Annotated in this window: 25 protein-coding genes, 1 pseudogene and 1 riboswitch; of the genes and pseudogenes, 19 read left to right on the top strand and 7 right to left on the bottom strand. The window is 72.6% G+C overall.

All coding sequences use genetic code 11. From position 1 onward, the window contains the following. Positions 1 to 63 precede the first annotated feature (63 nt). Positions 64 to 663 carry a hypothetical protein gene (locus QQK45_RS01770; RefSeq protein WP_284291710.1) on the bottom strand — a complete coding sequence of 200 codons (600 nt, stop codon included), beginning with the start codon at positions 661 to 663 and terminating at the stop codon, positions 64 to 66. A gap of 110 nt (positions 664 to 773) precedes the next feature. Here QQK45_RS01770 and QQK45_RS01765 point away from each other — a divergent pair, with 110 nt between their 5' ends. The 5 genes and pseudogenes from QQK45_RS01765 to QQK45_RS01745 all read left to right on the top strand — a co-directional run bounded on the left by QQK45_RS01765 (position 774) and on the right by QQK45_RS01745 (position 6,574). Next, positions 774 to 1,157: a hypothetical protein gene (locus QQK45_RS01765; protein WP_284291708.1), complete on the top strand. Its 384-nt coding sequence runs from the start codon at positions 774 to 776 to the stop codon at positions 1,155 to 1,157. A gap of 83 nt (positions 1,158 to 1,240) precedes the next feature. Then, the gene (locus QQK45_RS01760) at positions 1,241 to 3,286 is read left to right on the top strand and encodes a collagen-like protein (protein ID WP_284291705.1); all 2,046 of its coding nucleotides are present in this window, start codon (positions 1,241 to 1,243) and stop codon (positions 3,284 to 3,286) included. A 106-nt stretch (positions 3,287 to 3,392) separates the two neighbouring features. Beyond that, positions 3,393 to 3,487, top strand: a riboswitch (ZMP/ZTP riboswitch). Positions 3,488 to 3,533: 46 nt separating this feature from the next. After that, complete coding sequence (gene purH, locus QQK45_RS01755) at positions 3,534 to 5,177, top strand: bifunctional phosphoribosylaminoimidazolecarboxamide formyltransferase/IMP cyclohydrolase (protein WP_284291703.1); 1,644 nt, start codon at positions 3,534 to 3,536, stop codon at positions 5,175 to 5,177. A 123-nt stretch (positions 5,178 to 5,300) separates the two neighbouring features. Continuing rightward, a pseudogene (locus tag QQK45_RS01750) lies at positions 5,301 to 5,696 on the top strand (NYN domain-containing protein); the annotation flags it as partial. A 161-nt stretch (positions 5,697 to 5,857) separates the two neighbouring features. Further along, the gene (locus QQK45_RS01745) at positions 5,858 to 6,574 is read left to right on the top strand and encodes an OST-HTH/LOTUS domain-containing protein (RefSeq protein ID WP_284291701.1); all 717 of its coding nucleotides are present in this window, start codon (positions 5,858 to 5,860) and stop codon (positions 6,572 to 6,574) included. A gap of 28 nt (positions 6,575 to 6,602) precedes the next feature. On the opposite strand, the gene QQK45_RS01740 is transcribed toward QQK45_RS01745, so the two are convergent. Beyond that, positions 6,603 to 7,904, bottom strand: a complete 1,302-nt coding sequence (locus QQK45_RS01740; RefSeq protein ID WP_284291699.1) for an NAD(P)/FAD-dependent oxidoreductase — start codon at positions 7,902 to 7,904, stop codon at positions 6,603 to 6,605. Positions 7,905 to 7,973: 69 nt separating this feature from the next. On the opposite strand from QQK45_RS01740, the gene QQK45_RS01735 reads away from it, so the two are divergent. Continuing rightward, complete coding sequence (locus QQK45_RS01735; protein ID WP_284291696.1) at positions 7,974 to 8,279, top strand: DUF3017 domain-containing protein; 306 nt, start codon at positions 7,974 to 7,976, stop codon at positions 8,277 to 8,279. A gap of 100 nt (positions 8,280 to 8,379) precedes the next feature. On the opposite strand, the gene QQK45_RS01730 is transcribed toward QQK45_RS01735, so the two are convergent. Then, on the bottom strand, positions 8,380 to 9,417 hold the full coding sequence (locus QQK45_RS01730; protein WP_284291694.1) for an aquaporin: 1,038 nt from the start codon (positions 9,415 to 9,417) through the stop codon (positions 8,380 to 8,382). A 288-nt stretch (positions 9,418 to 9,705) separates the two neighbouring features. Between QQK45_RS01730 and QQK45_RS01725 the strand changes: the two genes are divergently transcribed. The 4 genes from QQK45_RS01725 (at position 9,706) to QQK45_RS01710 (ending at position 12,919) form a co-directional block, all read left to right on the top strand. Beyond that, positions 9,706 to 10,920, top strand: coding sequence for an NADP-dependent isocitrate dehydrogenase (locus QQK45_RS01725; RefSeq protein WP_284291691.1), 1,215 nt, complete (start codon positions 9,706 to 9,708; stop codon positions 10,918 to 10,920). A gap of 147 nt (positions 10,921 to 11,067) precedes the next feature. Further along, positions 11,068 to 11,385 (top strand): hypothetical protein, encoded by a 318-nt coding sequence (locus QQK45_RS01720; RefSeq protein WP_284291689.1) that lies wholly within the window; start codon positions 11,068 to 11,070, stop codon positions 11,383 to 11,385. Positions 11,386 to 11,480: 95 nt separating this feature from the next. Further along, a complete protein-coding gene (locus QQK45_RS01715) occupies positions 11,481 to 11,834 on the top strand; it encodes a type 1 glutamine amidotransferase family protein (protein WP_284291687.1) in 354 nt (117 codons plus the stop codon). Positions 11,835 to 11,878: 44 nt separating this feature from the next. Then, the gene (locus QQK45_RS01710; RefSeq protein ID WP_284291684.1) at positions 11,879 to 12,919 is read left to right on the top strand and encodes a malate dehydrogenase; all 1,041 of its coding nucleotides are present in this window, start codon (positions 11,879 to 11,881) and stop codon (positions 12,917 to 12,919) included. Positions 12,920 to 13,063: 144 nt separating this feature from the next. Here QQK45_RS01710 and uppS read toward each other — a convergent pair whose 3' ends face one another. Next, positions 13,064 to 13,855, bottom strand: a complete 792-nt coding sequence (uppS, locus tag QQK45_RS01705) for a polyprenyl diphosphate synthase (protein WP_284291682.1) — start codon at positions 13,853 to 13,855, stop codon at positions 13,064 to 13,066. Between the two features lie 94 nt (positions 13,856 to 13,949). Here uppS and QQK45_RS01700 point away from each other — a divergent pair, with 94 nt between their 5' ends. Genes QQK45_RS01700 through QQK45_RS01680 form a run of 5 tightly spaced genes read left to right on the top strand, consistent with a single transcriptional unit; the run spans position 13,950 to position 16,827 of the window. Next, the gene (locus QQK45_RS01700) at positions 13,950 to 14,636 is read left to right on the top strand and encodes a bifunctional transcriptional activator/DNA repair enzyme AdaA (RefSeq protein WP_284291681.1); all 687 of its coding nucleotides are present in this window, start codon (positions 13,950 to 13,952) and stop codon (positions 14,634 to 14,636) included. Positions 14,637 to 14,638: 2 nt separating this feature from the next. Continuing rightward, a complete protein-coding gene (locus QQK45_RS01695) occupies positions 14,639 to 15,583 on the top strand; it encodes a DNA-3-methyladenine glycosylase family protein (RefSeq protein WP_284291678.1) in 945 nt (314 codons plus the stop codon). Then, the gene (locus tag QQK45_RS01690) at positions 15,580 to 16,092 is read left to right on the top strand and encodes a methylated-DNA--[protein]-cysteine S-methyltransferase (protein WP_284291676.1); all 513 of its coding nucleotides are present in this window, start codon (positions 15,580 to 15,582) and stop codon (positions 16,090 to 16,092) included. The genes QQK45_RS01695 and QQK45_RS01690 overlap by 4 nt, the downstream gene beginning before the upstream one ends. A 52-nt stretch (positions 16,093 to 16,144) precedes the next feature. Continuing rightward, the gene (locus tag QQK45_RS01685; protein ID WP_284291674.1) at positions 16,145 to 16,537 is read left to right on the top strand and encodes a VOC family protein; all 393 of its coding nucleotides are present in this window, start codon (positions 16,145 to 16,147) and stop codon (positions 16,535 to 16,537) included. Then, positions 16,537 to 16,827 (top strand): DUF167 domain-containing protein, encoded by a 291-nt coding sequence (locus QQK45_RS01680; protein WP_284291673.1) that lies wholly within the window; start codon positions 16,537 to 16,539, stop codon positions 16,825 to 16,827. The genes QQK45_RS01685 and QQK45_RS01680 overlap by 1 nt, the downstream gene beginning before the upstream one ends. A 43-nt stretch (positions 16,828 to 16,870) precedes the next feature. On the opposite strand, the gene purU is transcribed toward QQK45_RS01680, so the two are convergent. Then, positions 16,871 to 17,761, bottom strand: a complete 891-nt coding sequence (gene purU / locus QQK45_RS01675) for a formyltetrahydrofolate deformylase (RefSeq protein ID WP_284291671.1) — start codon at positions 17,759 to 17,761, stop codon at positions 16,871 to 16,873. A 47-nt stretch (positions 17,762 to 17,808) separates the two neighbouring features. Between purU and QQK45_RS01670 the strand changes: the two genes are divergently transcribed. The 4 genes from QQK45_RS01670 to QQK45_RS01655 all read left to right on the top strand — a co-directional run bounded on the left by QQK45_RS01670 (position 17,809) and on the right by QQK45_RS01655 (position 22,877). Then, complete coding sequence (locus tag QQK45_RS01670; RefSeq protein WP_284291669.1) at positions 17,809 to 18,309, top strand: GNAT family N-acetyltransferase; 501 nt, start codon at positions 17,809 to 17,811, stop codon at positions 18,307 to 18,309. 472 nt (positions 18,310 to 18,781) lie between these two features. Next, positions 18,782 to 20,329 (top strand): multiple monosaccharide ABC transporter ATP-binding protein, encoded by a 1,548-nt coding sequence (gene mmsA / locus QQK45_RS01665; RefSeq protein WP_284291667.1) that lies wholly within the window; start codon positions 18,782 to 18,784, stop codon positions 20,327 to 20,329. An 85-nt stretch (positions 20,330 to 20,414) separates the two neighbouring features. Then, positions 20,415 to 21,680, top strand: a complete 1,266-nt coding sequence (mmsB, locus tag QQK45_RS01660; RefSeq protein WP_284291665.1) for a multiple monosaccharide ABC transporter permease — start codon at positions 20,415 to 20,417, stop codon at positions 21,678 to 21,680. Positions 21,681 to 21,785: 105 nt separating this feature from the next. After that, positions 21,786 to 22,877 carry a substrate-binding domain-containing protein gene (locus QQK45_RS01655; RefSeq protein WP_284294908.1) on the top strand — a complete coding sequence of 364 codons (1,092 nt, stop codon included), beginning with the start codon at positions 21,786 to 21,788 and terminating at the stop codon, positions 22,875 to 22,877. A gap of 240 nt (positions 22,878 to 23,117) precedes the next feature. Here QQK45_RS01655 and QQK45_RS01650 read toward each other — a convergent pair whose 3' ends face one another. Together QQK45_RS01650 and QQK45_RS01645 are read right to left on the bottom strand one after the other, a co-directional pair. After that, the gene (locus tag QQK45_RS01650) at positions 23,118 to 24,344 is read right to left on the bottom strand and encodes a sugar ABC transporter permease (protein ID WP_284291664.1); all 1,227 of its coding nucleotides are present in this window, start codon (positions 24,342 to 24,344) and stop codon (positions 23,118 to 23,120) included. Further along, positions 24,341 to 25,096, bottom strand: coding sequence for an ATP-binding cassette domain-containing protein (locus tag QQK45_RS01645; RefSeq protein ID WP_284294907.1), 756 nt, complete (start codon positions 25,094 to 25,096; stop codon positions 24,341 to 24,343). Before QQK45_RS01645 ends, QQK45_RS01650 begins: the two co-directional genes overlap by 4 nt. Between the last annotated feature and the right edge of the window lie 85 nt (positions 25,097 to 25,181).

Here is a 25,181-nt window from a genome sequence, read left to right as displayed (position 1 = left end):
CCGGCCCGCGCCTGCGACGAAGGCGCCGTCGTCGTCCAGCTCGACCACCCACGCGACCGCCCCTCACGGCACCGCGACGACCGACCGCCCGAGCAACGCGTCGTCCACGGGGACGCACACCGGCGCGAAGGATGGGTCGAGCGCGGCGCCACGACAGCCGGCCACCGTGCGCACGCCAACGACCACGGCGTCCCCGCACCGCGAGCGACCGTCCGCAGGACACCCGGTCACCGACGTGGTCGGGTCGGTCGCCGACGCCGTCGCCCCGGTGCCGGAGCGTGTCGGCGCGGCGGTGCACCCGGTGACGTCGTCCGTCGCGGACGTCGCCGCACCCGTCACCCCGGTGATCGACTCCGTCGTCTCGACGCTCCGCCCGACGCTCGACGTCGTGACGCGCCCCGTCGCTCCGGTGCTCGACTCGGTCCTCCGACCCGTCGCCCGGGTGGTCGCGCCCGTGACGGACTCGCTGACGCCCGCGCTGCGGCCCGTGGCCGACGCGCTCGATCCCGTGCTCGGCGTCGTCGCTCCCGTGACCGACGCCCTGTCCCCGGTGACCGACCCGCTCCGCCCCGTCACCGACCCGATCGTGCCGGGCCTTCCCGGCCCCGGGGCGACGCCCGGCGGGACGGCTCCGGCGCAGACGGTCGCGGTGGTGGCAGCCACGATCCTGGCCCGTACCCTGGTGCGTCGACCCCCTCGGCGCCCGCCGTCCCGCGAGGCGCCGAGCCCGCGGCCCCTTGGCGAGCGTCCGCGCACCCGGCGCCCATGCGACGATGACGGCCGCGCGCACGACCCGCTCGGCGAGCGCCGGGGCGTCCGCCGCGACGCTCGACGGCGCGACCTCGGGGCACGACGCGGCCGCCGTGACGGCGTCGCGCGAGGACGTCACCGCCCGTCCGCGGACGGTCGCGGGCGCCACGGCGCCTCCCGGGGCGGGCAGCGCGCCCTCGACGCCGCCCGCCCAGCCCGCGGCCCCCGGTGGGGCGTCCGCTGGTGCTGGGTCCGACGGCGCGGGCGTCCGTTCCGCCCGCGGCTCGGACGCCGCACTCCTCACCAACACCCGGCTGACCGGCCTGGCCTCGTGGGTCGCCGGTGCCGCCGAGTCGTTCGCCCGTCGTCTCAGCGTCTTCCTCGAGGTTCCCGCCTCTCCTGCCTGACGTCCGGCCGGCCGCTCCCTCGGAGCGGCGCGAGCCACTGGCGACACCCGTCGCCGGATCGACGTCAGACCAGGAGAACTCTCATGCGAATCATGCTCAGGCGAGCGCTGCAGACAGCGTTCGTCGCCGGCGGGTTCTGCCTCGCCGGGACGGCCGCGGCCCACGCCGCGGACGGTCCCACGGCCGAACCGACCCCTTCGGGGGCGGCGACGCACCAGTCGACGAGCCTGCTCGGCGGGCTCCTTCCGGACGTGTCCGTTGACACGCCCGTCTCCCTGCCCGTGACCGTGCACGATGTCGTCGCGTCGGTCGGCGGGACCGCGAAGGCCATGACCCACGCGTCGTCACCGACGACGACGGGCCACGGGGCCACGCACCCGGCCGGAGCCTCGACGGGCGCGGCGGCGTCCGGCCCGTCGTCGGCGTCGGCCGGCGCGACGAAGGGCGTCCACGTCACCGCGCCCGTGCGCGTCCCCGTGAAGGTGCACCACGTCGCGGTCGGCGTGCTCGGTGACGCCCGGGCCACGCACCGGTCGTCGGGCTCGGGTGCTCGGGCCGCAGCGACGAAGTCGGCCACCACGGCCGCGACCACGAGGCGGGCCTCCGCGACGGCCGTCGCGGCCCGGCCCGCTCCCACCCGGACCACGGCCACGCCGGACGCGCAGCCCGCGGCGGCGTCGTCGGGCACCGGAGCCACGGGGGTGGACGTCGCGGCTCCGCTGCGCGTGCCCGTCACGGTGCACCAGGTCGCCGTGGCCGTGCTCGGGGACGCGAGCGCCGGCTCGCCGACCGGGTCGGACCGCGACGGCCTGGTGCCCCGCGTGCTCGGCCGGACCGGCACCGGCGTGGAGGGCGTGCTCGACGCGGCGCTCGGCACGGGAGGGCTCGTCGACGACCTCACCTCCGGCGACGCGACCGCGGAGGACGTCCTGACGGACGTCGTCGGCAGCGCCACCTTCCCGGACGTCGAGCACGCGCTCGGGTCGGTCCGGGACGAGGCCGACCAGGTGCTGGGCGACGGCGGCACCGTCGATCGCGCGGTCACGGACGTGCTCGGAACGGACGGTGTGGTCGACGACCTGCTCTCGCGGGACGGTGCGGTCGCCCGTGCTGCCGACGGGACCCTCGGCGAGGACGGCTCCGTCGAGCAGCTGCTCACGGGCAGGACCGACCCGGCCGACGTGGTGCGCTCGGTCGTGGGCGACGGTGGCGCCGTCGACGACGTGCTGTCGAGCGGCCTCACCGACCTGCCCGCGCAGTCGGTGCAGGCGCCCGTGACCGTCCCTGTCACGGTCTCCGGGGTCGCCGCGGCGGTGCTCGGCGACGCGTCGGCGAGCGACGACACCACGGCGCCCGCGGCGGCCACGGGCGAGAAGGGGATCCTCGGCTCGCTCGTCGACCAGCAGGGCCTCACCCGGTCGCTGCTCGGCGACGACGGCACCGTGGACCAGCTCCTCGACGCCGACGGCCCGGTCGACGCGGTCGTGGCGCCCGCAGGCCTGACCGACCAGCTCCTCGGGCCCGACGGCCTCGTCCAGCAGGTCGCCGAGCCCGGCGGGACGACCGACGCGCTGCTCGCTGACGGCGGACTGCTCGACCACGCGACCGACGACGGGCTGAGCCTCGACTCGGCCGTACCGGACGCCCTCGGTGCCGTGCCGTCCGTCGCGCTCGACGTCCCGGTCACCCTCCCGGTGACCGTGGGCTGCACGGCCGTCGCCGTCCTGGGCGACGCCGCGGGCTGCGGCACGGACGCCGTCACGCCCGGTGACCCCGGCGACCCCGGTAACCCCGGGGCTCCTGGTGACCCCGGCACGCCTGGGACGCCCGGCAACCCGGGCGCGCCGGGTTCGGCGAGCGGCTCGACGACGCCGTCCGGCTCGGGCACGGGAGGCACGCAGACCGCGGCCTACGTGACGCCCGGCGCCCCGTCGGACGCGTCGCCGGCGGGTGCCGTCGCGGGGACGGGCATCACCGCGTCCGACATCGCCGCGGCAGTCCCGACGGCGCTCGCGCACACGGGTGCCGGCGACCTGTGGCTCCTGTGGCTGGCGCTCGCTCTCGTGCTGCTCGGCGCGGGCTTCGAGGGGGCTACCGGCGCTGGTCGCGGGACACGATCGACCGGGTGATCGACGGGCGGCCGCTGATCCGGTCGCCGCGCGGCTGACCGCCACGGGCCGGCCCGGCGACGTCCGCCGGGCCGGCTCGGCCGGCCCGATCCGTGCCCGCTAGACTGGCGGCGGCCGCGACTGGCGTTGACAGGTGGGATCGACCACCGGGGAGCGGCCGGAACCTTCTGAGACCCGACGTCGTCCGCCTGGGCGCCGGGGACCCGCCCGACGATCGTCGGGCGACCGCCACCGCTCAGGAGGAACCATGTCCGGCGCCCCGTCGCTGCCCCCCGTCCAGCTCGCCGACGATTCCCGTCGTGAGGTCCGTCGTGCCCTGCTGTCCGTCTACGACAAGACCGGCCTCGTCGAGCTGGCCCGCGGCCTGCACGTCGCGGGCGTCGAGCTCGTGTCCACCGGTTCGACGGCCGCGACGGTCGCGGCCGAGGGCATCCCGGTCACCCGCGTCGAGGACCTGACGGGCTTCCCCGAGTGCCTCGAGGGCCGCGTGAAGACGCTGCACCCGCGCGTCCACGCCGGCATCCTCGCCGACTCGCGCAAGCCCGAGCACCTCGCCCAGCTCGACGAGCTCGGCGTCGCGCCGTTCGAGCTCGTCGTCGTGAACCTCTACCCGTTCCGCCAGACGGTGCTCTCGGGCGCTACTCCCGACGAGTGCGTGGAGCAGATCGACATCGGCGGCCCCTCCATGGTCCGCGCGGCCGCAAAGAACCACCCGAGCGTCGCCGTCGTCGTCGACCCGGCCGCGTACGGCGACGTGCTCGCCGCCGTGACCGAGGGCGGCTTCACGTTCGCGGCCCGCAAGCGCCTCGCGGCGCAGGCGTTCGCGCACACCGCGGCGTACGACGTGGCGGTCGCGTCCTGGTTCGGCAGCGCCTACGCGCCCGACGCCGAGGGCCAGGGCTTCCCGGCCTTCACCGGTGCCACGTGGGACCGGTCCGCGGTGCTCCGCTACGGCGAGAACCCGCACCAGAAGGCCGCGCTCTACACCCACTGGCGCGGCGGGCTCGCCACGGCGACCCAGCTCCAGGGCAAGGAGATGAGCTACAACAACTACGTCGACGCCGACGCCGCCCGCCGTGCCGCGTACGACCACGCCGGGCCCGCGGTCGCCGTCGTCAAGCACAACAACCCGTGCGGTGTCGCGACCGCCGACGACATCGCCGACGCTTACCGCAAGGCCCACGCGACCGACCCCGTGTCCGCGTACGGCGGGGTCGTGGCGTCGAACCGCTTCGTCACCACCGAGCTCGCCGAGGCCCTCAAGCCCGTGTTCACCGAGGTGATCGTGGCGCCCGGGTTCGAGGAGGGGGCCCTCGAGGTCCTCGCGAGCAAGAAGAACCTCCGCGTCCTCGTGCTTCCCGCGGACGTCACGGAGGACCCCATCGAGTTCCGCGCGATCTCGGGCGGCGTGCTCGTCCAGACCGTCGACAAGGTGGACGCCGTCGTGCGTGACACGGAGGGCCAGGTCACGGGCGGCGACGACCCGCAGAGCTGGCGCCTCGTGGCCGGTGACGCCGCCGACGAGGCGACCCTCGCGGACCTCGCCTTCGCGTGGACGTCGATCCGCGCGGTGAAGTCCAACGCGATCCTCCTGGCGGACCAGCAGGCCGCCGTCGGCATCGGCATGGGCCAGGTCAATCGGGTCGACTCGTGCAAGCTGGCCGTCGAGCGCGCCAACACCCTTGGCGAGGGCGAGGAGCGTGCGCGCGGCTCGGTCGCGGCGTCGGACGCGTTCTTCCCGTTCGCCGACGGCCTGCAGATCCTCCTCGACGCGGGCGTGCGCGCCGTCGTCGCGCCCGGGGGCTCCATCCGCGACGACGAGGTGATCGCGGCGGCCCAGGAGGCGGGCGTCACGATGTACTTCACCGGCACGCGCCACTTCGCCCACTGAGGCTTCGCGGCGGCCGGGCTCTCGTGGTCCGGTCGCCGCGCCCGACCCGAGCGCACACCTCCCGACACGGCGCCGGCCACCACCACGACGCGGGCGCCACCGCACCCCCGTAGGCTGACGTGCATGGATACCGAAGAACGTCTGGCCGTCTTCCTCGACTACGAGAACCTGGCGCTCGGGGCGCGGGAGCACCTGGGCGGGATGACGTTCGACTTCGGGCCGATCGCTGACGCGCTCGCGGTGCGCGGCCGGGTCGTGGTGCGACGCGCGTACGCGGACTGGTCGTACTTCGACGAGGACCGTCGCGCCCTGACCCGCCACCAGGTCGAGCTCATCGAGATGCCGCAGCGCATGGGTGCGTCCCGCAAGAACGCCGCGGACATCAAGATGGTCGTGGACGCGATCGAGATGGCGTTCGAGCGGGACTACATCTCGACGTTCGTCATGTGCACGGGCGACAGCGACTTCTCGCCGCTGGTGCACAAGCTGCGCGAGCTGAACAAGCGTGTGATCGGGGTGGGCGTCGAGCTGTCGACGTCGCGGCTGCTGCCGCCCGCGTGCGACGAGTTCCTGTTCTACGACCGGCTCGAGGGCGTGGACGTCCCGGAGCCGGGGAGTCGAAGTCGTCGCGCGCGTCGTCGTCGCGTCCGGCCCGCCGCGGCCGGGGCAAGGCCAAGGCCGTGCCCGACGGCGCAGCCGAGGCCGCGGTGGAGGCTCCGGCGGGTGCGGAGCCGGTCGCCGAGCCGGCGGAGACCGAGACCTCGGCGGAGGCGCCCGCGAAGAGCGCCGGCTCGGGTGCCCGGCGCTCGACCCGTAAGGGCTCGAAGGCCCAAGCGCCGGCCCAGCCCGAGCCTGTCGAGGCCGAGGAGCCCACCGCGGACCGCGTCGCCGACGACACCGACGAGAACGACGACGAGGTGGCCGAGGGCCCGACCATGGAGGTCCGGGTCGCGCAGACGCTCGCAGACCTCGAGTCGTCGACGAGCGGGGACGTCACGGCGTCGGCGCTCAAGCGGGCGCTGCTGCGCAAGGACCCGACGTTCTCGGAGTCGGAGTACGGGTTCCGGTCGTTCGGGGAGTTCGTGCGCTACCTCGCGGACCGGGGGATCGTCGAGCTCGGGACGGGGCCCGCCGCGGGTGACCCGTCGGTGTCCCTGCCCGCCCAGGGGGACACGGCCGGGGCGTTCTCGTTCCTGCGGTCCGTCGTCGCGGAGGACGGTGGCTCGGCCGTGATGTCGGGCCTCAAGGACCAGCTCCGCAAGCGCCGTCCGGCGTTCAGCGAGAAGGCGCTCGGGTTCCGGGGCTTCCTGCAGTTCTGCAAGGCCGCCGCGGAGGCGGGCGTCGTGGAGCTGCGGTGGGACGAGGACGAGGACGCCTACATCGTGACGGCCGCCTGACGCCGGGCCTGCCCGCCGTGGTCCCGCGTCAGGGGAGGATGACGACGGCGTCCTTGAGGGGCCGTGAGGGGTCTGCGGCGGCCTCGACGTCCACGAGCGGCAGGCCGGCGCGCAGCAGGCGCCGCAGCGCCCCGACCTCGCGGTGCCGGTCGACGACGAGCACGCCGCGCAGCCGTGCGACCGGCCGCCCGTCGTGGGTCTGCGCGTTGTCGCCGTCGAGGTAGAGGGCGGCCCAGCCGTCGTCGTGCCCGGGCAGCCCGCGGAGCACGACCTCGTCGAACGCCGACGGCGTGCCGAAGAGCGCGAGGTCGTGTCCGAGCTGCTGGCTGAAGACGTAGGGCGCGTGTCCCGGCACCCCGCTCTCGGCCCCGGCGCCCGGCCCCAGGTCCGAGAGCAGCGCCCGCACGGTGCTCTCGGGGTCGTGCAGCGCGGCGGACCAGTGCCCTCCCGGCACGTCGCCGTACACGGTGCCGTGCCGGGTCACGCAGTCGCCCACCGCGTAGACGCGTGGCGCGACCCGCCCGACGGCGTCGCCCGCGATCGACCCGCGAGCGTCCACGGGCAGGGTGTCGCGCAGCCAGTCGGTGGCCGGGCGCGCACCGACCGCAGCGAGCACGACGTCGCCGTGGAGCACCGCACCCGAGGCGAGCTCGACGCTCGCGCCGTCTCCGCCGTCGTCGGGCCGGATCGCGACGACGGCCTCGCCGAGCCTCAGCTCGACCCCTGCGGCCGCGTACCAGGGAGCGAGGTGCTTCCCGACGTCCGCGCCGAGCTGGCGTTCGAGCGGGACGTCGAGGGCCTCGACGACGACGACCTCGCAGCCCGCCTTCGTGGCGACGCCCGCGACCTCGGCGCCGATCCACCCCGCCCCGACGGACACGAGCCGCGCGCCGGGTGTCAGGCGGGCGCGAAGACGGGCGGCGTCGTCCCAGGTGTGCAGGACCGCCGCGGCCTCCCAGCCGGCCGGGACCACGGGTCGCGACCCCACGGCGAGCACCACCGCGTCGGCCTCGACCTCGCCCGACGACGTCGCGACGACCACCCCGTCCGGCCGGACCTCGAGCGCGTGCGCGGGTTCGGCGGGGCGGAGGTCGTCGGCCAGGGCCGCGACGTCGACGCCCACCTCGTGCACGAGGTCTGCGGGGGAATCGCGTTCGAAGAGCTCCTTGGACAGCGGCGGGCGGTCGTACGGCGCCCGCCCCTCGGCTCCGAGCAGCGTGACCCGGCCGTCGAACCCCTGGGCGCGCAGCGCGGCGGCCGTCTGCGCGCCCGCGAGCCCACCGCCGACCACGACGACGCTGCGCAGGGAACCCTCACGATCTGACGTCACCCGCCCACCGTAGCCGCGCCCCCGCACCGGTAGGCTCAGGGCGACAGCCCCCCGCACCGTACGGAGCCCTTGCGTGTCCGAGCACCGCCCCCGACCGACGAGATCGTCGTCCCGCATCGCACCAGCGCGGCCGTGTGGCTCGTCGTCGTCGCGGTCGTCGCGGCCACCGTCACGTTCGCGGTCGTCGGGCCGCGCGCCGGGTGTTCGGTCGTGGCGGGTGTGCTCTTCGCGCTGGCGATCGCGCGCGCCGTCGGGCCGGAGCCCGGTCTGCCGGGGGTGGCGGTGCGCGGGCGGGTGATCGACGTCGTCGGCTACCTGCTGCTCGGTGCGGCCATCGCGGTGCTCGCTTTCACGTCGCCGAGCCTCGTCGCCTGAGCCGCAGGCCGGCCCTTCGCACGTGGGCGCGTGCGGACCCCGAACGCGCGAGAGTCGGTCGCCTGGCGGCGACCGGACTCTCGGGTGTGGTTCGGGTGGATCAGGCCTGCGGCTTGTCGGTGCTCTCGGCCTCGGTGCTCTCGGCGGCCTCGGTGCTCGCGGCTGCCTCGACCGTGTCGCGCAGCTCCGCGGTGGCCTCCTCGACCTTCTCCTCCGCTGCCTCGACGGCGGCGGTGACCGGGCTCAGCGGCTCGTCGGCGACGGCGCGCCGCGGTGCGGCGAAGGCCAGGTAGAACAGCGCGGCGATGCCACCGCCCACGAGCGGGGCGACCCAGAACAGCCAGAGCTGCCCCGCGACGCCGTCGAGCGTGAAGATGTTGCCCGTCGAGAAGATGGCCGACGCCGTCGAGCGGGCCGGGTTGACCGACGCGTTCGTGATGGGGCCGGAGACGATGATCGCTGCGAAGAGCGCGAAGCCGATCGCGATCGGCGCGAACTTGATCTTGGCTCGCTTGTCCGTCACGCCGATGATGACGCCCACGAAGACCGCCGTCACGACGACCTCGATGAGGAGTGCGGCGGTCAGCGAGAACTGCGCCTGGCCGGAGGAGAGGCCGGACAGCGGAGAGTGGTTCGCCCAGCCGTTGGCGGTACCCGAGAACAGCGAGCGCGTGCTCTTCTCGCTGAGCGCCTTGACGAGCGTGTCGGGGATGGTCGCGAAGAGCAGGGCGGTCGCGGCGGTACCGCCGACGACCTGGGCGATCCAGTACGGGACCAGGTCACGCCACTGGGCGCGCCCGGCGATCGTCAGGCCGAAGGTCACGGCCGGGTTGAAGTGCCCGCCCGAGACGTGCCCCACCGCCGCGATGAGCGCCGCGACGCCGAGCCCACCCGCGATCGCGACCGGGAACACGTAGCTGCCGTTCGAGAACCGGTTGTAGAGCGCGACACCGACGATCGCGAGCACGAGGCCGAACGTTCCGAACGCCTCAGCTCCGAGCCGTGCGGCGAGCGACGACTCCGTCCGGGCCGGGGGCGCCGCCTCCGCGGGCGCCGGGGCGACTGACTCCTGCGACATAAGGTTGACCTGTCCGTTCTGGTGAGGCGCAGCGGTGATCGCCACGCGGCGAAAGGGCATGCAGGCGCCATCTTGCCACCTGCTTCACCCGCAAACCCGCAGATCTTCCCGTCCGAGCGTGTGTTTCTCCTGGGAAGCGGCCGCTCCGTGGCTACTCCTGCTCGGTCTGCCCGCCGGCGCTCCGTGCCGAAGTCTCTTGACATCAAGTAATCTGGGTTACGGTGCCCGCGATCGCGGGCCGGCCCGCGCGGTGCGGGCGCCGACGTGCGGCACGAACGACGTCCCGTCATCGGTGCTCGGGCCTCGGGCCCCAGCAATCCAGGCGAATACCCCGGGAGTGACCCGCGCATGGCGAAGATCAAGGTCGAAGGTCCGGTCGTCGAGCTCGACGGCGACGAGATGACCCGCATCATCTGGCAGTTCATCAAGGACCGCCTCATCCACCCCTACCTGGACGTGGACCTCAAGTACTACGACCTGTCGATCCAGAACCGCGACGCGACCGACGACCAGGTCACCATCGACGCCGCGAACGCGATCAAGGAGCACCACGTCGGCGTGAAGTGCGCCACGATCACGCCCGACGAGGCCCGTGTCGAGGAGTTCGGCCTGAAGAAGATGTGGAAGTCCCCGAACGGGACCATCCGCAACATCCTCGGTGGCGTCGTCTTCCGCGAGCCCATCATCATCTCCAACGTGCCGCGCCTCGTGCCGGGCTGGACCAAGCCGATCATCATCGGTCGCCACGCGTTCGGCGACCAGTACCGTGCCACCGACTTCCGGGTCCCCGGCGAGGGCACGCTCACCGTCACCTTCACCCCGTCGGACGGGTCGGAGCCGATCCAGCACGAGGTGTTCCAGTACCCGGCCGGTGGTGTCGCGCAGGTCCAGTACAACCTCGACGAGTCGATCCGTGACTTCGCGCGGGCGTCCTTCGCCTACGGCCTGCAGCGCGAGTACCCCGTGTACCTGTCGACGAAGAACACGATCCTCAAGGCCTACGACGGGCGGTTCAAGGACCTGTTCGCCGAGGTGTTCGACGCCGAGTTCAAGGATCAGTTCGCCGCGAAGGGCCTGAGCTACGAGCACCGTCTGATCGACGACATGGTCGCCTCCGCCATGAAGTGGGAGGGCGGGTACGTCTGGGCGTGCAAGAACTACGACGGCGACGTCCAGTCGGACACCGTCGCCCAGGGCTTCGGGTCGCTCGGCCTCATGACGTCGGTCCTCCTGACGCCTGACGGCCAGACCGTCGAGGCCGAGGCCGCGCACGGCACCGTGACGCGCCACTACCGTCAGCACCAGCAGGGCAAGCCGACGTCGACCAACCCGATCGCGTCGATCTTCGCCTGGACCGGTGGGCTCAAGCACCGTGGCAAGCTCGACTCGACCCCCGAGGTCACCGGCTTCGCCGAGACGCTCGAGGACGTCGTCATCAAGTCGGTCGAGTCCGGCAAGATGACCAAGGACCTCGCGCTCCTCGTCGGCCCGGAGCAGAGCTGGCAGACGACCGAGGAGTTCCTCGGCACGCTCGACGAGAACCTCAAGGCGCGCCTCGCCTAGCTCTGGTACGCCCCGCCCGAGGGACGAGTGCACGCGATCTTCCATCCGCGCGCTCGTCCTCGCGCGCTCCCGCCAGACCCGCCACGATCGCGCGCACTCGTCCCGCCTTCGCCGACGGTGCACGGGCCGCACCCGTAGGCTCGGGTCATGAGCGTTCACCTCGTCGGCGGTGGTTGGTCGGTCGGCGTCGAGCCCGACGTGTTCGGGCGGTTCGTCGAGGAGGCCGGCGAGCGGGCGACGGCTCGCGGTTCCCGGACGGCGCGCGTCGTCGTCGTGGCGGTGCGCGACGGCGACCAGGTCGAGCACGCCGCGAAGCTCCAGGCGGTGCTCCGTGCCGCGGGCGACGCGCTCGACGTCGACGTCACCGTCGTCCCCGTCGCGGTCGCCGAGGGCGAGCCGCTGCCGGGCGAGGCGCTCGCGCCCGAGGGCAACCCGGTCGACGGGATCGTCGTCGGGGAGGGCTGACGCCCGCCTACCTGGACGCCGTCGCCCCGCACGCCGACGCGATCCGCGCGCACGTCGTCGCGGGTGCGCCGTACCTCGGCTTCTCGGCGGGCGCGATGATCGCGCCCGACCAGGCGCTGATCGGCGGGTGGCGGATCGGGGGCGTGGAGGTCAGCCCGGAGGACGGCTCCGAGGACCTCGACGACGTCACGGTCGTGCCCGGCCTCGGCCTCGTCGACGTGACGGTCGACGTCCACGCCGCCCAGTGGGGCAACCTGTCGCGGCTGGTCGCGGCCGTGGAGTCGGGGCTGCTGGACGGCGGCGTGGCCGTCGACGAGGACACGGTGCTCGTCGTCGGGCAGGGCGGGCTCGTCGTCGGCGGGCGAGGGAACGTCTGGCGTGCGGTCGGGACGGGCGGCGACGCCGAGGCAGGCGCTGCCGGTGTGATCGTCAGCACGCTCGTCGGGTGACCGCTCCGGGTGCCGGGCGCACCCTCGCCTGACACAGTGGGCTCATGCCCGCCATCCCCGCGAACGCCGCACCCGTCACCGTCACGGTCACCGGCGCGGCAGGCCAGATCGGCTACGCGCTCGTCTTCCGGATCGCCGCCGGCGACATGCTCGGCCCCGACGTGCCGGTCCGGCTCAAGCTGCTCGAGGTGCCGCAGGCCGTGCGGTCCGCCGAGGGCGTCGCCATGGAGCTCGACGACGGCGCGTTCCCGCTCCTCGCCGGGGTCGACGTGACCACGGACGCCCGCATCGCGTTCGACGGCGCCAACCTGGCCCTGCTCGTCGGGGCCCGCCCGCGCGGCCCGGGGATGGAGCGCAGCGACCTCCTCGAGGCCAACGGCGCGATCTTCGGCCCGCAGGGCGCCGCGATCAACGCGGGTGCCGCCGACGACGTCCGGGTGCTCGTCGTCGGGAACCCCGCGAACACCAACGCGCTCATCGCGCGCGCGGCGGCGCCCGACGTCCCCGCCGAGCGCTTCACCGCGATGACCCGCCTCGACCACAACCGCGCCCTCACCCAGGTCGCGAAGCACGCCGAGGTGCCCGTGTCGCAGGTCCGCCGCGTCACGATCTGGGGCAACCACTCGGCCACCCAGTACCCGGACGTCTTCCATGCGACCGTCGGCGACCGGCCCGCACCCGAGGTGCTCGAGGTCCCCGACGACGGCGCCGGCTGGCTGACCGAGACCTTCGTCCCGACCGTCGCCCAGCGCGGCGCGGCCGTCATCGAGGTGCGCGGCGGCTCGTCGGTCGCGTCGGCTGCGAACGCGGCCCTCGAGCACACGCGCGACTGGGTGCTCGGGACGCCGGTCGGCGACTGGACGAGCGCCGGCCTGGTCTCCCGGGGCGAGTACGGCGTGCCCGAGGGGCTGGTCTGCTCGTTCCCCGTGATCTCCGACGGCGGTCCGGCGCTCGGGCCCGACGCCGCCCGGTGGAGCGTCGTCGAGGGCCTCGAGCTGTCCGAGCTCTCGCGCGCGCGGATCGACGCGTCCGTCGCGGAGCTCGAGGCGGAACGCGAGGCGGTGCGCGCCCTCGGGTTGGTCTGAGGGGCGGCAGCGTAGCGGGACCCACCACCACAGCGGCTGTTGCGAGGTGCCGTGATATCTGGCATATCGGGACAGAAGCACCGGTGATTGCCCTGTGTGGTCGGCCTCTGTGGGGGTGGGCGCCGCTACGTCAGCGCGCCCGGCTCACGCACCGTGGCGACGCCCCCACGTGCGCAGGGCGCGCAGCAGGTCGAGCTCGCGGAACGCGGGCCAGTACACGTCGCAGAACTCCAGGTCCGCGTTCGCGCTGCGCCACGGGAAGAACCCCGACAGCCGCTGCTCGCCGCTCGTCCGGATGACGAGGTCGATGTCGTTGCGCGGTGAGGCGATGTGCTCGTCGATCGCGTCGGCGCTGACGAGCTCCGCGGCCGCGAGGGCGCCGAGCCCGTGGTCCGCAGCGTCGTCGAGCACGCACCGGATGGCCTCGACGATCTCCCGGTAGGGGTCGTAGCCGACCGCGAGCGTGAGGCGCAGCGGGCGCCCGCGCGTCGCGTCGGCGGCGTCCTTGAGGGCGCGGGTGACGTCGTCGGGCAGGAGGTCCGGCGCGCCCGACACCTCGAGCGCCCACAGGCCCCCGGGGCGGGAGACGCGGTCGGGGATGGTGGTGCGCAGCAGCTCGAGGAGGAACGCGACCTCGTCGCCCGCACGCTTGGCGAGGTTGTCGGCCGACAGCACGTACACGCTCGCCGCGCGCACGCCGGTGTCGGCGCACCAGCCGAGGACGTCGTCGAGGTGGTCGGCCCCGGCGCGGTGCCCGAACCGCGCGTCCGTGACCCCGAGGCTCCGGGCCCATCGGCGGTTGCCGTCCATGATGATGCCGACGTGCCGCGGGACGGGCCGCCGCGCCACTTCGCGGCGCAGCCGCCGCACGAGGGTCCGCTCGACCAGGGCACGGACGGGCACGCGCAGGGCGGCAGGAGAGGGAGGCCTGGGCACGTCTCAGGATACGGGTCGGGCACGCTCCGGCCGCCTCCACAGTCGTGTCCGAAACTCGCGAGTATCTGTCGGCGTGACCGCGCATGATGGACGCATGGTCCCCGACACCGAGAGCTGCGTACGGGCCGTCGCGAGCCGCGACGCCCGCTTCGACGGCCAGTTCTTCACGGCCGTGCGCACCACGCGCATCTACTGCCGGCCGAGCTGCCCGGCACCCACCCCGCGGGCCGAGAACATGACCTTCTACCCGACCGCCGCCGCCGCCCAGCGCGCCGGCTACCGCGCCTGCAAGCGCTGCCGCCCCGACACCACGGCCGGGTCGCCCGAGTGGGACGTCCGGGCCGATGTCGTCGGGCGGGCCATGCGCCTCATCGGCGACGGGGTCGTGGACCGCGAGGGCGTGCCCGGCCTCGCCCACCGCCTCGGGTACTCGCCCCGCCAGGTCCAGCGTCACCTCGCGGCGGAGCTCGGCGCGGGCCCCCTTCAGCTCGCCCGCGCGCAGCGCGCCCAGACCGCCCGCCTGCTCGCCGAGGGCACCGACCTCCCGCTCGCCGACGTCGCGTTCGCCGCCGGCTTCGGCAGCCTGCGCACCTTCAACGAGACCGTCCAGGAGGTGTACGCCCTCACCCCGGGCGACCTGCGCCGTCGGGCGCAGGAGGGCATCCGCCGCGGCCGCGCCGTCGTGCCCGACGACGTCGCTCGCCCCGGCCGGACGGCCCACCCGGGCGCGGGGGAGCCGGTGGCCGGCGCCCCAGGGGCGACACCGTCTGGACCACGCTGACGGTGCGTCTGCCGTACCGCCGGCCGCTCACGCCGGACAACCTGTTCGGGCACCTCGTCGCGACCGCCGTCCCGGGCGTCGAGGAATGGCGGGACGGCGCGTACCGGTCCACGGTCGCGCTCCCGCACGGCCCGGGGATCGTGGCGCTCGCGCCGCGCGACGGGCACGTCGAAGCCCGGCTCCACCTCGCCGACCTGCGCGACCTCGCGGCAGCGATCGGCCGCTGCCGTCGCGCGCTCGACCTGGACGCCGACCCCGAGGCCGTGGACGCGGCGCTCGCGGCCGACCCCGTGCTCGCCCCGCTGGTCGCGGCCGCACCGGGGCGTCGGGTGCCGCGCACGCTCGACCCGGACGCGTTCGCGCTGCGGGCGGTGCTGGGCCAGCAGGTCTCGACGGCCGCGGCCCGGACGCACGCGGCACGCCTGGTCCGGGCGCTCGGTGACGAGCTCGTCGACGCGGAGGGCGGGCTCACGCACGTCTTCCCCGCGCCGGACCGGCTCGTCCGCGCCGCCGACGACCCGTCCGAGGCGACGTCCCTCGCGCTCGGCGCCGCGCTCGCGATGCCCGCGTCGCGGCGCGCGACGCTCCTGTCCGTGGCGCGGCTGCTCGCCTCCGGCGAGCTCGACCTCGGTGCGGGCGCCGACTGGGAGCGTGCGCGCGCCCGGCTCGGCGAGGTGCGGGGCATCGGCCCGTGGACCGTCGAGATCGTCGCGATGCGCGCTCTCGGCGACCCGGACGCGTTCGTCCCGGGTGACCTGGGCGTGCGCGGCGCGGCCGGCGCGCTCGGCCTGCCCACGTCGCCCGCCGCCCTGACCGCTCGCGCGGAGGCCTGGCGGCCCTGGCGCGCGTACGCCGTCCAGCACCTGTGGGCGACCGGAGACCACGCCGTCAACCGCATGCCCACCGACCAGAATGTTCTTGTCCACCAGGAAGGGGACGCGGCATGACCATCAACACCGTCACCACCACGACCGTGCACACCGTGATCGACAGCCCGCTCGGCGCGCTCACGCTCGTCGCCGACGACGGTCGGCTCGCCGCCCTGTACATGACGGCGCAGCGGCACTTGCCGCCCGACGCGCGGCTCGGCGACGAGGTGTCCGTGGACGACCCGGTCTTCGCCGGTGCCGTGCGGGAGCTGCGCGAGTACTTCGCGGGGGACCGCACGTCGTTCGACCTCGACCTCGCGCCACGGGGCTCCGACTTCCAGCGGGCCGTCTGGCTGCGCCTGCGGGAGATCCCGTTCGGCGTCACCACGACCTACGGCACGATCGCCGCCGACCTCGGCCTCCCGCCGAGCGCGGCGCGCGCCGTCGGCGGGGCGGTGGGGCGCAACCCGCTGGGTGTCGTCGTGCCGTGCCACCGCGTCGTCGGCGCGAACGGCGCGCTCACCGGGTACGCGGGCGGCCTCGACCGCAAGGTGTGGCTGCTCGAGCACGAGGGTGTCCTCGTCTGAGCCTCGCCCCCTCGGCCGGCCGATATCCCGTTCTCGGCCTTAGCGTGGGCCGATGACCTCGTTCGTCGCCCACACGACCGTCGACTGCCGCGACGCGTACGCGCTCTCGGAGTGGTGGAAGCAGGTCCTCGGGTACGTCGACCTCGACGGTGACCCGAACGCTCCCGGGCACGAGGAATGCTTGGTCCTCGATCCCGACACCGGCCACCGGCTGCTGTTCGTCGAGGTGCCGGAGCCGAAGTCGGTCAAGAACCGCCTCCACCTCGACCTGCGCCCGCGCGAGGGCACACGCGACCAGGAGGTCGAGAGGCTGCTCGGGATCGGGGCGACGCTGGTCGCCGACCGGCGCGAGCCCGCGACCGGGCTCGGCTGGGCCATCCTCGGCGACCCCGAGGGCAACGAGTTCTGCGTCCTTCGGAGCGAGGCCGAGCTGGCGGACGCCTGATGCGGGTCGCGGTCCGCGTCCGCCCCGGCGCCTCGCGCACTCGGGTCGGCGGCAGCTACGGCGACGACGCGCGGCTCGTGGTCGCGGTGAGCGCCCGCGCCGTCGACGGCAAGGCGACCGAGGCGGTGCTCGCCGCGGTCGCGGACGCCCTCGGCGTCCGGCGACGCGCGGTCACGCTCGTGTCGGGTCAGACGTCACGCGACAAGGTCCTCGACGTCGACGCGTCCGCGGCCGGTCTGATCGACGCCGATCTGGCGGCCCGCCTCCGGACCCTGCTCACCGCCCCCTGACCGCGAGGTGGTACGGCCGCCGGTATACCTCGCGGGCTGGCGGTCAACGGAAGACGACGGTCCTCAGCCCGTCGAGCAGGACCCGGTGCTCCGCGTGCCACCGCACGGCCCGCGCGAGCGTCCGACGCTCGACGTCCTGGCCCAGCGCCACCAGCTCGGCGGGGTTGCGGGTGTGGTCGACGCGCTCGACCTCCTGCTCGATGATCGGCCCCTCGTCGAGGTCGCCGGTCACGTAGTGCGACGTCGCACCGATGAGCTTGACGCCCCGCTCGAACGCCTGGTGGTAAGGACGCGCGCCCTTGAAGCTCGGCAGGAACGAGTGGTGGATGTTGATCACGTGCCCGGCGAGCCGGGCGCACAGCTCGTCGGACAGGATCTGCATGTACCGGGCGAGGACGACGAGCTCGGCGCCGGTGCCCGCGACGATGCGGAGCAGCTCGGCCTCGGCCTCTGGCTTGGTGTCGCGCGTGACCGGGACGTGGTGGAACGGGACGCCGTAGAAGGTCGTGAGTTCGGCGAGGTCGGGGTGGTTCCCGACGACGGCGACGACGTCGAGCGGCAGGTCGCCCGCACGCTGCCGGAAGAGCAGGTCGTTGAGGCAGTGCGCTTCCTTGCTGACCATGATGACGGTGGGCACGGCACGGCCGACACGGTCGAGGCCCCAGACCAGGTCGAACTCCGCGACCACGGGGCCGAGCGCGTCGCGCAGCGCCGCCGCGCCGTCGTCGGGCGCGCCCGGGAGGGCGACCTGGACGCGCATGTAGAACCGGCCGGTCACGGGGGACCCGAACTGCTGGGACTCCGTGATGTTCCCGCCGAGCCCCGCGATCACGCCGGAGACGGCGTGGACGATGCCGGGGCGGTCGGGGCACGAGAGGGTGAGCACCCACTCGGGCCCGGCCGAGGGGGCTGCGGGGTCGTTCGCCGGATGCACCCGCCCAGGGTACGCGCGGGCCCACGGTTCTCTGCGACGATAGAGCCATGAGTGAGAAGCAGATCCGGATCGACCTCGTCGACGACGCGAGCGCCGGCGAGCTGCTCACCTTGAGGCGTGCGGCGTTCGTCACCGAGGCCCAGCAGTACGGCGACCCGAACATCCCGCCGCTCACGCAGACGCTCCACGAGCTGCGCGAGGACCTGGCGCGCGACGACGTGACGACGATCGGCGCGTGGGAGGGGCACCGGCTGGTGGGGTCGGTGCGTGTCGAGATCGAGGGGCAGAAGGCGACGTTGGGCCGGCTGGCGGTCGCTCCCGACCAGCAGGGCCACGGCGTCGGCACGCAGCTCATGTGGGCGGTTCTGCCGTACCTGCCGGAGGAGACCAAGGAGATCTGGGTCTTCACGGGCAAGGACTCGCTCCAGAACCTCGCGATGTACCAGCGCCAGGGCTACGAGGAGCAGTACGACAAGGCGGCCGGCGACCTGACGTTCACGTATCTGCGGCGGATCCTCGGTGAGGCGCAGGCCCGCTCTGCCGGCTGAGGAGAGCCGCTCGGGGGCGGTTCGTCCGACCTCGTGCGGGCGGCTCGGAGAATCGTTGTGATTCCGTGACGTTTTCGCCGTGACTGGTCAGCGATCTCGGGAGATCCTGGCCATGCCAGAAAGACCTGGACGACGCTCGGCGGGGGTGCGGACATCGGATCCGGTTCACGAGGGTGGTGCTTTCACCTTGCGTCGTACGGTCTGCCGATGCTCTGACCTGCGACGATGCTCGTCTCGATGTGACAACGGTGTCATTCGGACGGTGCGCGGCGGGGCGAGAGGAGCTCGTGTGGCACTCGAGGTTCACTGCTTGAACGATTGACCGGGCTCCGGTGCGCCAGGCCGCGCCGTCACGGTCCGAGCGACACTCCGCTTGAGTTCAGGAGTTGACGACAAGATCGCCGACGACCTACCGTCGTTCCCGCTCGCCGTTCGATGTCGACGACCTGTTCAGTGTGGAGAAGGAGGAGCGATGGCTGCAGCACCCGCCGTGCTCGAGATGCGGTCCATCACCAAGGAGTTCCCTGGTGTGAAGGCCCTGGACAACGTGTCGCTGACCGTGCGCTTGGGCGAGATCCACGCGATCTGCGGCGAGAACGGCGCCGGCAAGTCCACCCTCATGAAGGTCCTGTCCGGGGTCTACCCGCACGGCACCTACGAGGGTGAGATCTACTACCAGGGCGAGCTCGTCGAGTTCAAGGACATCCGCTCCAGCGAGCACGTCGGGATCGTGATCATCCACCAGGAGCTCGCGCTCATCCCCGAGCTGTCGATCATGGAGAACATCTTCCTCGGGAACGAGGTCCGCGGACGGTTCGGCATCGACTGGGGCGAGACGCGTCGCCGTGCCGAGGAGCTCATCGCCCGGGTCGGCCTGCGCGCCTCGCCGGACAGCCTCATCAAGAACATCGGCGTCGGGCAGCAGCAGCTCGTGGAGATCGCCCGGGCGCTGTCGAAGAACGTCCGCCTGCTGATCCTCGACGAGCCCACCGCCGCGCTCAACGAGGACGACTCCGAGCACCTGCTCGACCTGCTCCGCGGGCTGCGCTCCAAGGGCCTGACGAGCATCATGATCTCCCACAAGCTCAACGAGATCGAGGAGATCGCGGACTCCATCACCATCATCCGGGACGGACACACGGTCGAGACGCTCGACGTGCGCGCCGGCGAGATCAACGAGGACCGCATCATCCGCGGCATGGTCGGACGATCGCTGTCCTCGCGGTTCCCCGAGCACGAGCCGAAGATCGGCGAGACGTTCTTCGAGGTCAAGGACTGGCGGGTCGAGCACCCCGAGGTTCCCGGCCGCCTCGTCTGCAAGGACTCCACGTTCCACGTGCGGCGCGGCGAGATCGTCGGGTTCGCCGGCATCATGGGCGCCGGCCGGACGGAGCTGGCGCGCTCGATCTTCGGCCGCAGCTACGGCCGGTTCCTCTCCGGCACGATCACGATGGACGGCAAGGAGATCTCCATGCCGGACGTCCTGTCGGCCATCAAGCATCGTGTGGCCTACGTGTCAGAGGACCGCAAGGCGCTCGGCCTCAATCTCCTCGACACGATCCAGGAGACGGTGATCTCGGCCAACCTCCCGCGCGTGTCCAAGCACTCGGTCATCGACGACGACCGGTCGTACCTGGCCGCCGAGGAGTATCGCAAGTCCCTCAACATCAAGACCCCGACGGTCAAGGAGGGCGTCTCCAAGCTGTCGGGCGGCAACCAGCAGAAGGTGCTGCTGGCCAAGTGGATGTTCACCGAGCCCGACCTGCTGATCCTCGACGAGCCGACCCGCGGCATCGACGTCGGCGCGAAGTACGAGATCTACGGCCTCATCCAGCGACTCGCCGACAGCGGGAAGGGCGTCGTCGTGATCTCGTCGGAGCTGCCCGAGCTCATGGGGCTGTGCGACCGCATCTACACCGTCTTCGAGGGCCGGGTCACCGGCGAGATCCGTGGCGCGGACGCCACGCAGGAGGAGCTCATGCGGCTCATGACCGGAACCGGGCTCGCGCGGGCCCGCTGACCGCGCCAGTACCCCGCCCCACGACCACCAGGTCCGGGTGCCCGACGCAAACCCGGCACCCGGCAGAAGCGAAGGAAACTCAACGATGTCCTCCATCCGCCAGTTCGGCATGGGGCTCGCCCTGATCGTGCTGATCCTGTTCTTCCAGATCACGACGGGCGGGGACGTTCTGACCTCGACGAACGTCCAGAACCTCATCATCGGCAACTCCTACATCCTCATCCTCGCGATCGGCATGGTGCTCGTCATCATCGCGGGCCATATCGACCTGTCGGTCGGCTCGGTCGCCGCAGTCACCGGCATCATCGTGGCGCTCGCGATCCGCGACTGGGGCATCCCGTGGTGGCTCGGCGTGCTGCTGGGCCTCGGCGTGGGTGCCGTGATCGGTGCCTGGCAGGGCTTCTGGGTCGCCTACGTCGGCATCCCGGGGTTCATCACCACCCTCGCGGGCATGATGCTCTTCCGCGGTGCGAACCAGTGGATCGGCCAGTCGAACTCGGTGCCGGTGCCTCAGGGCTTGCAGGACTTCGGCGCCGGCTACCTGCCCGAGTGGGGTCCGAACACACAGCTGAACAACTCGACGCTGCTGCTCGGCATCCTCGTCGCCGTCTGGATCGTGTACTCAGAGGTCCGCCGTCGGCGCGCCGCGATCCGCCTCGGCATCGCACCGCCCTCGACCCGTGCCGCGGTGACGCGTGTGGTCGTGAGCATCGTCGTGATCGGCTACGTCACCTACCTGTTCGGCAGCGGCCGCTACGGCACCTCGTTCCCGATCCCGGGCATCATCCTCTTGATCGTCGCAGTGGTCTACCACTTCATCGCGTCGAAGACCGCCGAGGGACGCCACGTCTACGCCGTCGGCGGCAACCGTGCGGCTGCTGCGCTGTCAGGCGTCAACATCCGCCGGACGAACTTCCTCGTGATGATGAACATGTCTGTGCTCGCGGCCCTCGCCGGGATGATCTTCGTCGGTCGCGCGACCTCGTCGGGCCCGGCCGACGGAACCGGCTGGGAGCTCGACGCCATCGCGGCCGTCTTCATCGGCGGCGCCGCGGTGTCGGGCGGTGTCGGCACCGTCCTCGGCTCCGTCATCGGTGGTCTCGTGATGGCGGTCCTCAACAACGGACTCCAGCTCAGCGGCGTCGGCTCGGACAAGACCCAGGTCATCAAGGGCCTCGTGCTCCTGGTCGCGGTCGCGTTCGACGTCTACTCCAAGTCGCAGGGGCGGCCGTCGATCATCGGAAAGATCTTCCCGTCTCGCAAGGGTCGCGAGACGGGCACGACCCCGGGTCTCGAGGAGCCACGACCCGAGGTTCCCGTCGCCGACGGGGCGACGGCTGCCCAGGGCTGAGCCCGACCGTCACGGCAGCATTCCCACGCCAGTAATCCCCAGATCGTCCACACCGGGGCCCGACGAAGGGTCCCGCAACACAGAAGGATGGACAACACCATGAAGATGAAGGTCGCATCGACGATCCTCGCCCTCGGTGCCGCCGGAGCGCTCGTGCTCTCGGGCTGCTCCAGCTCCGACCGCGGCGGCGACTCGGACAAGACGTCCGACGCCAAGGGGTTCGCTCAGGACTCCGTGATCGGCGTCGCGCTCCCCCAGAAGACCTCGGAGAACTGGGTGCTCGCCCAGAACCTCTTCGAGGACGGGCTCAAGAGCGCCGGCTACAAGCCGATCGTCCAGTTCGCGAACAGCGGCGTGTCGGAGCAGCAGAACCAGATCCAGGCCATGGTCGAGAAGGGCGCCAAGGTCATCGTGGTCGGCGCGATCGACGGCTCGCAGCTGGGCAACCAGCTCAAGGCCGCGGCCGACCAGGGCGTCAAGGTCATCGCCTACGACCGCCTGCTGCTCAACACCGACGCGGTCGACATCTACGAGGCGTTCGACAACTTCAAGGTCGGCGAGCTCCAGGGCCAGGCGCTGCTCGACGGGCTCAAGGCGCGCAAGGGCGGCGGGCCCTACAACATCGAGCTCATCTCGGGCTCGCCCGACGACGCGAACTCGAAGCCCTTCTTCGAGGGCGCTATGAGCGTGCTCAACCCGAAGATCAAGGACGGCACGCTCAAGGTCGTCTCGGGTCAGACGACCCAGCAGCAGACGGCGACGCAGGGGTGGAAGCCCGAGAACGCGCAGAACCGCATGGACACGATCCTGTCGGCGAACTACAAGGACAAGGACCTCGACGGTGTCCTGTCCCCGAACGACACGCTGGCGCGTGCGGCCCTCACGTCCGCCAAGCAGGCCGGCAAGCCGGTGCCCGTGATCACCGGTCAGGACTCCGAGGTCGAGTCGGTCAAGTCGATCATGGCCGGCGTGCAGTACTCGACCATCTACAAGGACACCCGTGAGCTCGTGAAGGCCTCGATCGACGCGGTGAACGCGTACCAGAAGGGCGACGAGCCGACGGTCACCGACACCAAGTCCTACAACAACGGTGTCAAGGTCGTCCCGGCCAACCTGCTCAAGCCGATCATCGTGACCAAGGACAACGCTGCCGAGGTCTACGCGAACGACTCGACGCTCGCGCCGCTCACCAAGTGAGTTCCCCGTCCGGGGCCCGCACCGCGAGCCCCGGACGGCCAGAAGGGCCGCGGTCTTCGGACCGCGGCCCTTCGTCGTGCGCCGTGTCGTGCGCCGCGTCGCGCGCCGCGTCCGTGCGGTCTGCAAGGCCGCCGTGGCTGGCGACGTCGCACGACGGCGGTGAGGTTGGTGCGGTGGCAGCCGGGTGGCAGCCGGGTGGAAGCCAGATGATGGCAGCCAGTCGTCGTCTCGCAGCCGTCGTCAGACGGTCCCGTGGTTCTGGCGGCTGCGACGCGAGACGGAGTCGACGATCACGGCGAGCAGGAGGACGACGCCGGTGACGATGAACCGCGGCGCGTCACCCTGGAAGTTCATCAGGCTCAGCCCGTTGGCGATGGACTGCACGACGATGACCCCGAGGAGGGCGGACCACGCGCTGCCACGACCACCGAAGAGGCTCGTCCCGCCGATCACGGCAGCCGCGATGGCGTTCAGGTTCACGTCGCCGGTCCCGGCCGACAGCGTGACCGCGGTCAGGCTGCCGGCCGAGACGAGGCCACCGACCACAGCGAAGACCGAGCAGAGCATGAAGACGGTGAGATACACGACGTGCACGCGTACGCCTGCGCGCCGAGCGGCCTCGACGTTGCCGCCGACGGCGTAGATGGACCGCCCCCAGCGTGTGCGCCCGACGAAGAAGTTGACGACGACCACGACCACGACCAGGAACGCGAAGGAGACTCCCGTGCCGCGGTCCGTCGCGAGGTATGCCGCGACCCCGAGCAGCACGGCGAGCAGGAGACCCGCCTTGAGCGCCGAGACGGCGAGCGGGCGGCTCGCCAGCCCGGCGCGCTCGCGGCGCCTGCTCGTGCGCAGGTCGGACAGGAACAGACCTCCCGCGCCGAGCACGGCGAGCAGGTAGGCCTGCCAGGGGAGGAGGTACTCGAAGAGCGAGAACCGCACGATGAACGAGTCCGCCGGCAGGTTGATCGAACCGCTCGTGTTGAGGAGGGCGAGCTGGACCCCGAGGAAGGTGAGGAGCCCGGCGAGCGTGAGCACGAAGCTCGGCACGCCGAAGCGCGCGAAAAGGAAGCCGTAGAGGAGACCGATCACGGCCCCGGCGCCGAGCGCGACCGCGAGGACGAGCGGGAAGGGCCAGCCGTGGTTGACGAGCCCGACGCCGAGGACCGCCGCACCGAGTCCGCTCACGGAGCCGACGGACAGGTCGATCTCGCCCAGCAGGAGGACGAGCACCACGCCGACGGCGATGAGCCCCGGTCCGGCGCACTGGACGGCCAGGTTGACGAGGTTCTCCGCCCCGAAGAAGTCCCCGCCCGTGGCCACACCGAAGACGGCCCAGATGATGACGAGACCGACGACGACGGGCAGAGGGCCGAGCTCGCCGTGCCGGACGCGCGTCGTGAGCCGGGTGAGCAGGCTGGGGCCGCCGGGGATGGCGGGGCGCGTCGTGGCGAGCGGCGCGCTCATGCAGGCTCCTCGGTGAACGGGTTGCGGCTGGCGCCGTGGTCGGTGGCGCCGGTGATGGCGGCGATGATGTCCTCGTAGCTGATGTCGCGCGTGTTGAAGGTGCCGTTGTTGCGCCCGAGCCGCAGGACGACGACGCGGTCCGCGACGGCCTGGACGTCCGCGAGGTTGTGGCTGACGAACACGACGCCGTGGCCGCGCTCGCGCAGCCGCTCGATCAGGTTGAGGACCTCGGCCGTCTGCGCGACGCCGAGTGCGGCGGTCGGCTCGTCGAGCACCACGACCTTCGGCTCGCCGACGAGGGCACGCGCGATGGCGACGCTCTGGCGCTGGCCGCCGGACAGCGCCGCGACGTGCGTGCGGACCGACGGGATGCGTGCCGACAGCTGGCGGAGCAGCTCCCACGAGCGACGCTCCATCTCCTCCTCGTCGATGACGCCGCCGGTCGTGACCTCGTGGCCGAGGAACAGGTTGGCCACGACGTCGAGGTTGTCGCACAGCGCCAGGTCCTGGAACACCGACGAGATGCCGAGCTCCCTGGCGGCGGCCGGATCGGTGATGCTCACGACGGCGTTCTCGAACGTGATCGTGCCGTCGTCCTGCTGGTGCACCCCGGCGAGGATCTTGACGAGCGTCGACTTGCCCGCGCCGTTGTCGCCGACGAGCGCGACGACCTCGCCGGGGTAGACGTCGAGGTCGACCCGGGAGAGTGCGCGGACCGCGCCGAAGCGCTTCGTGATGCCGCGCAGCGACATCACCGGCTCGGTCGCCGGGACCCGCGGTCTGAGGTCGAGCTCGGTCGTGGTCACCCGTCGTACCCTTCGTCGGCGATGGCTCGCT

Origin of the sequence: Luteimicrobium album (genome assembly GCF_030161555.1) — a bacterium.
Classification (GTDB): domain Bacteria; phylum Actinomycetota; class Actinomycetes; order Actinomycetales; family Cellulomonadaceae; genus Luteimicrobium; species Luteimicrobium album.
The sequence above is the reverse complement of the archived record's forward strand: the minus strand, read 5'-3'. Positions and strand labels throughout refer to the sequence as shown.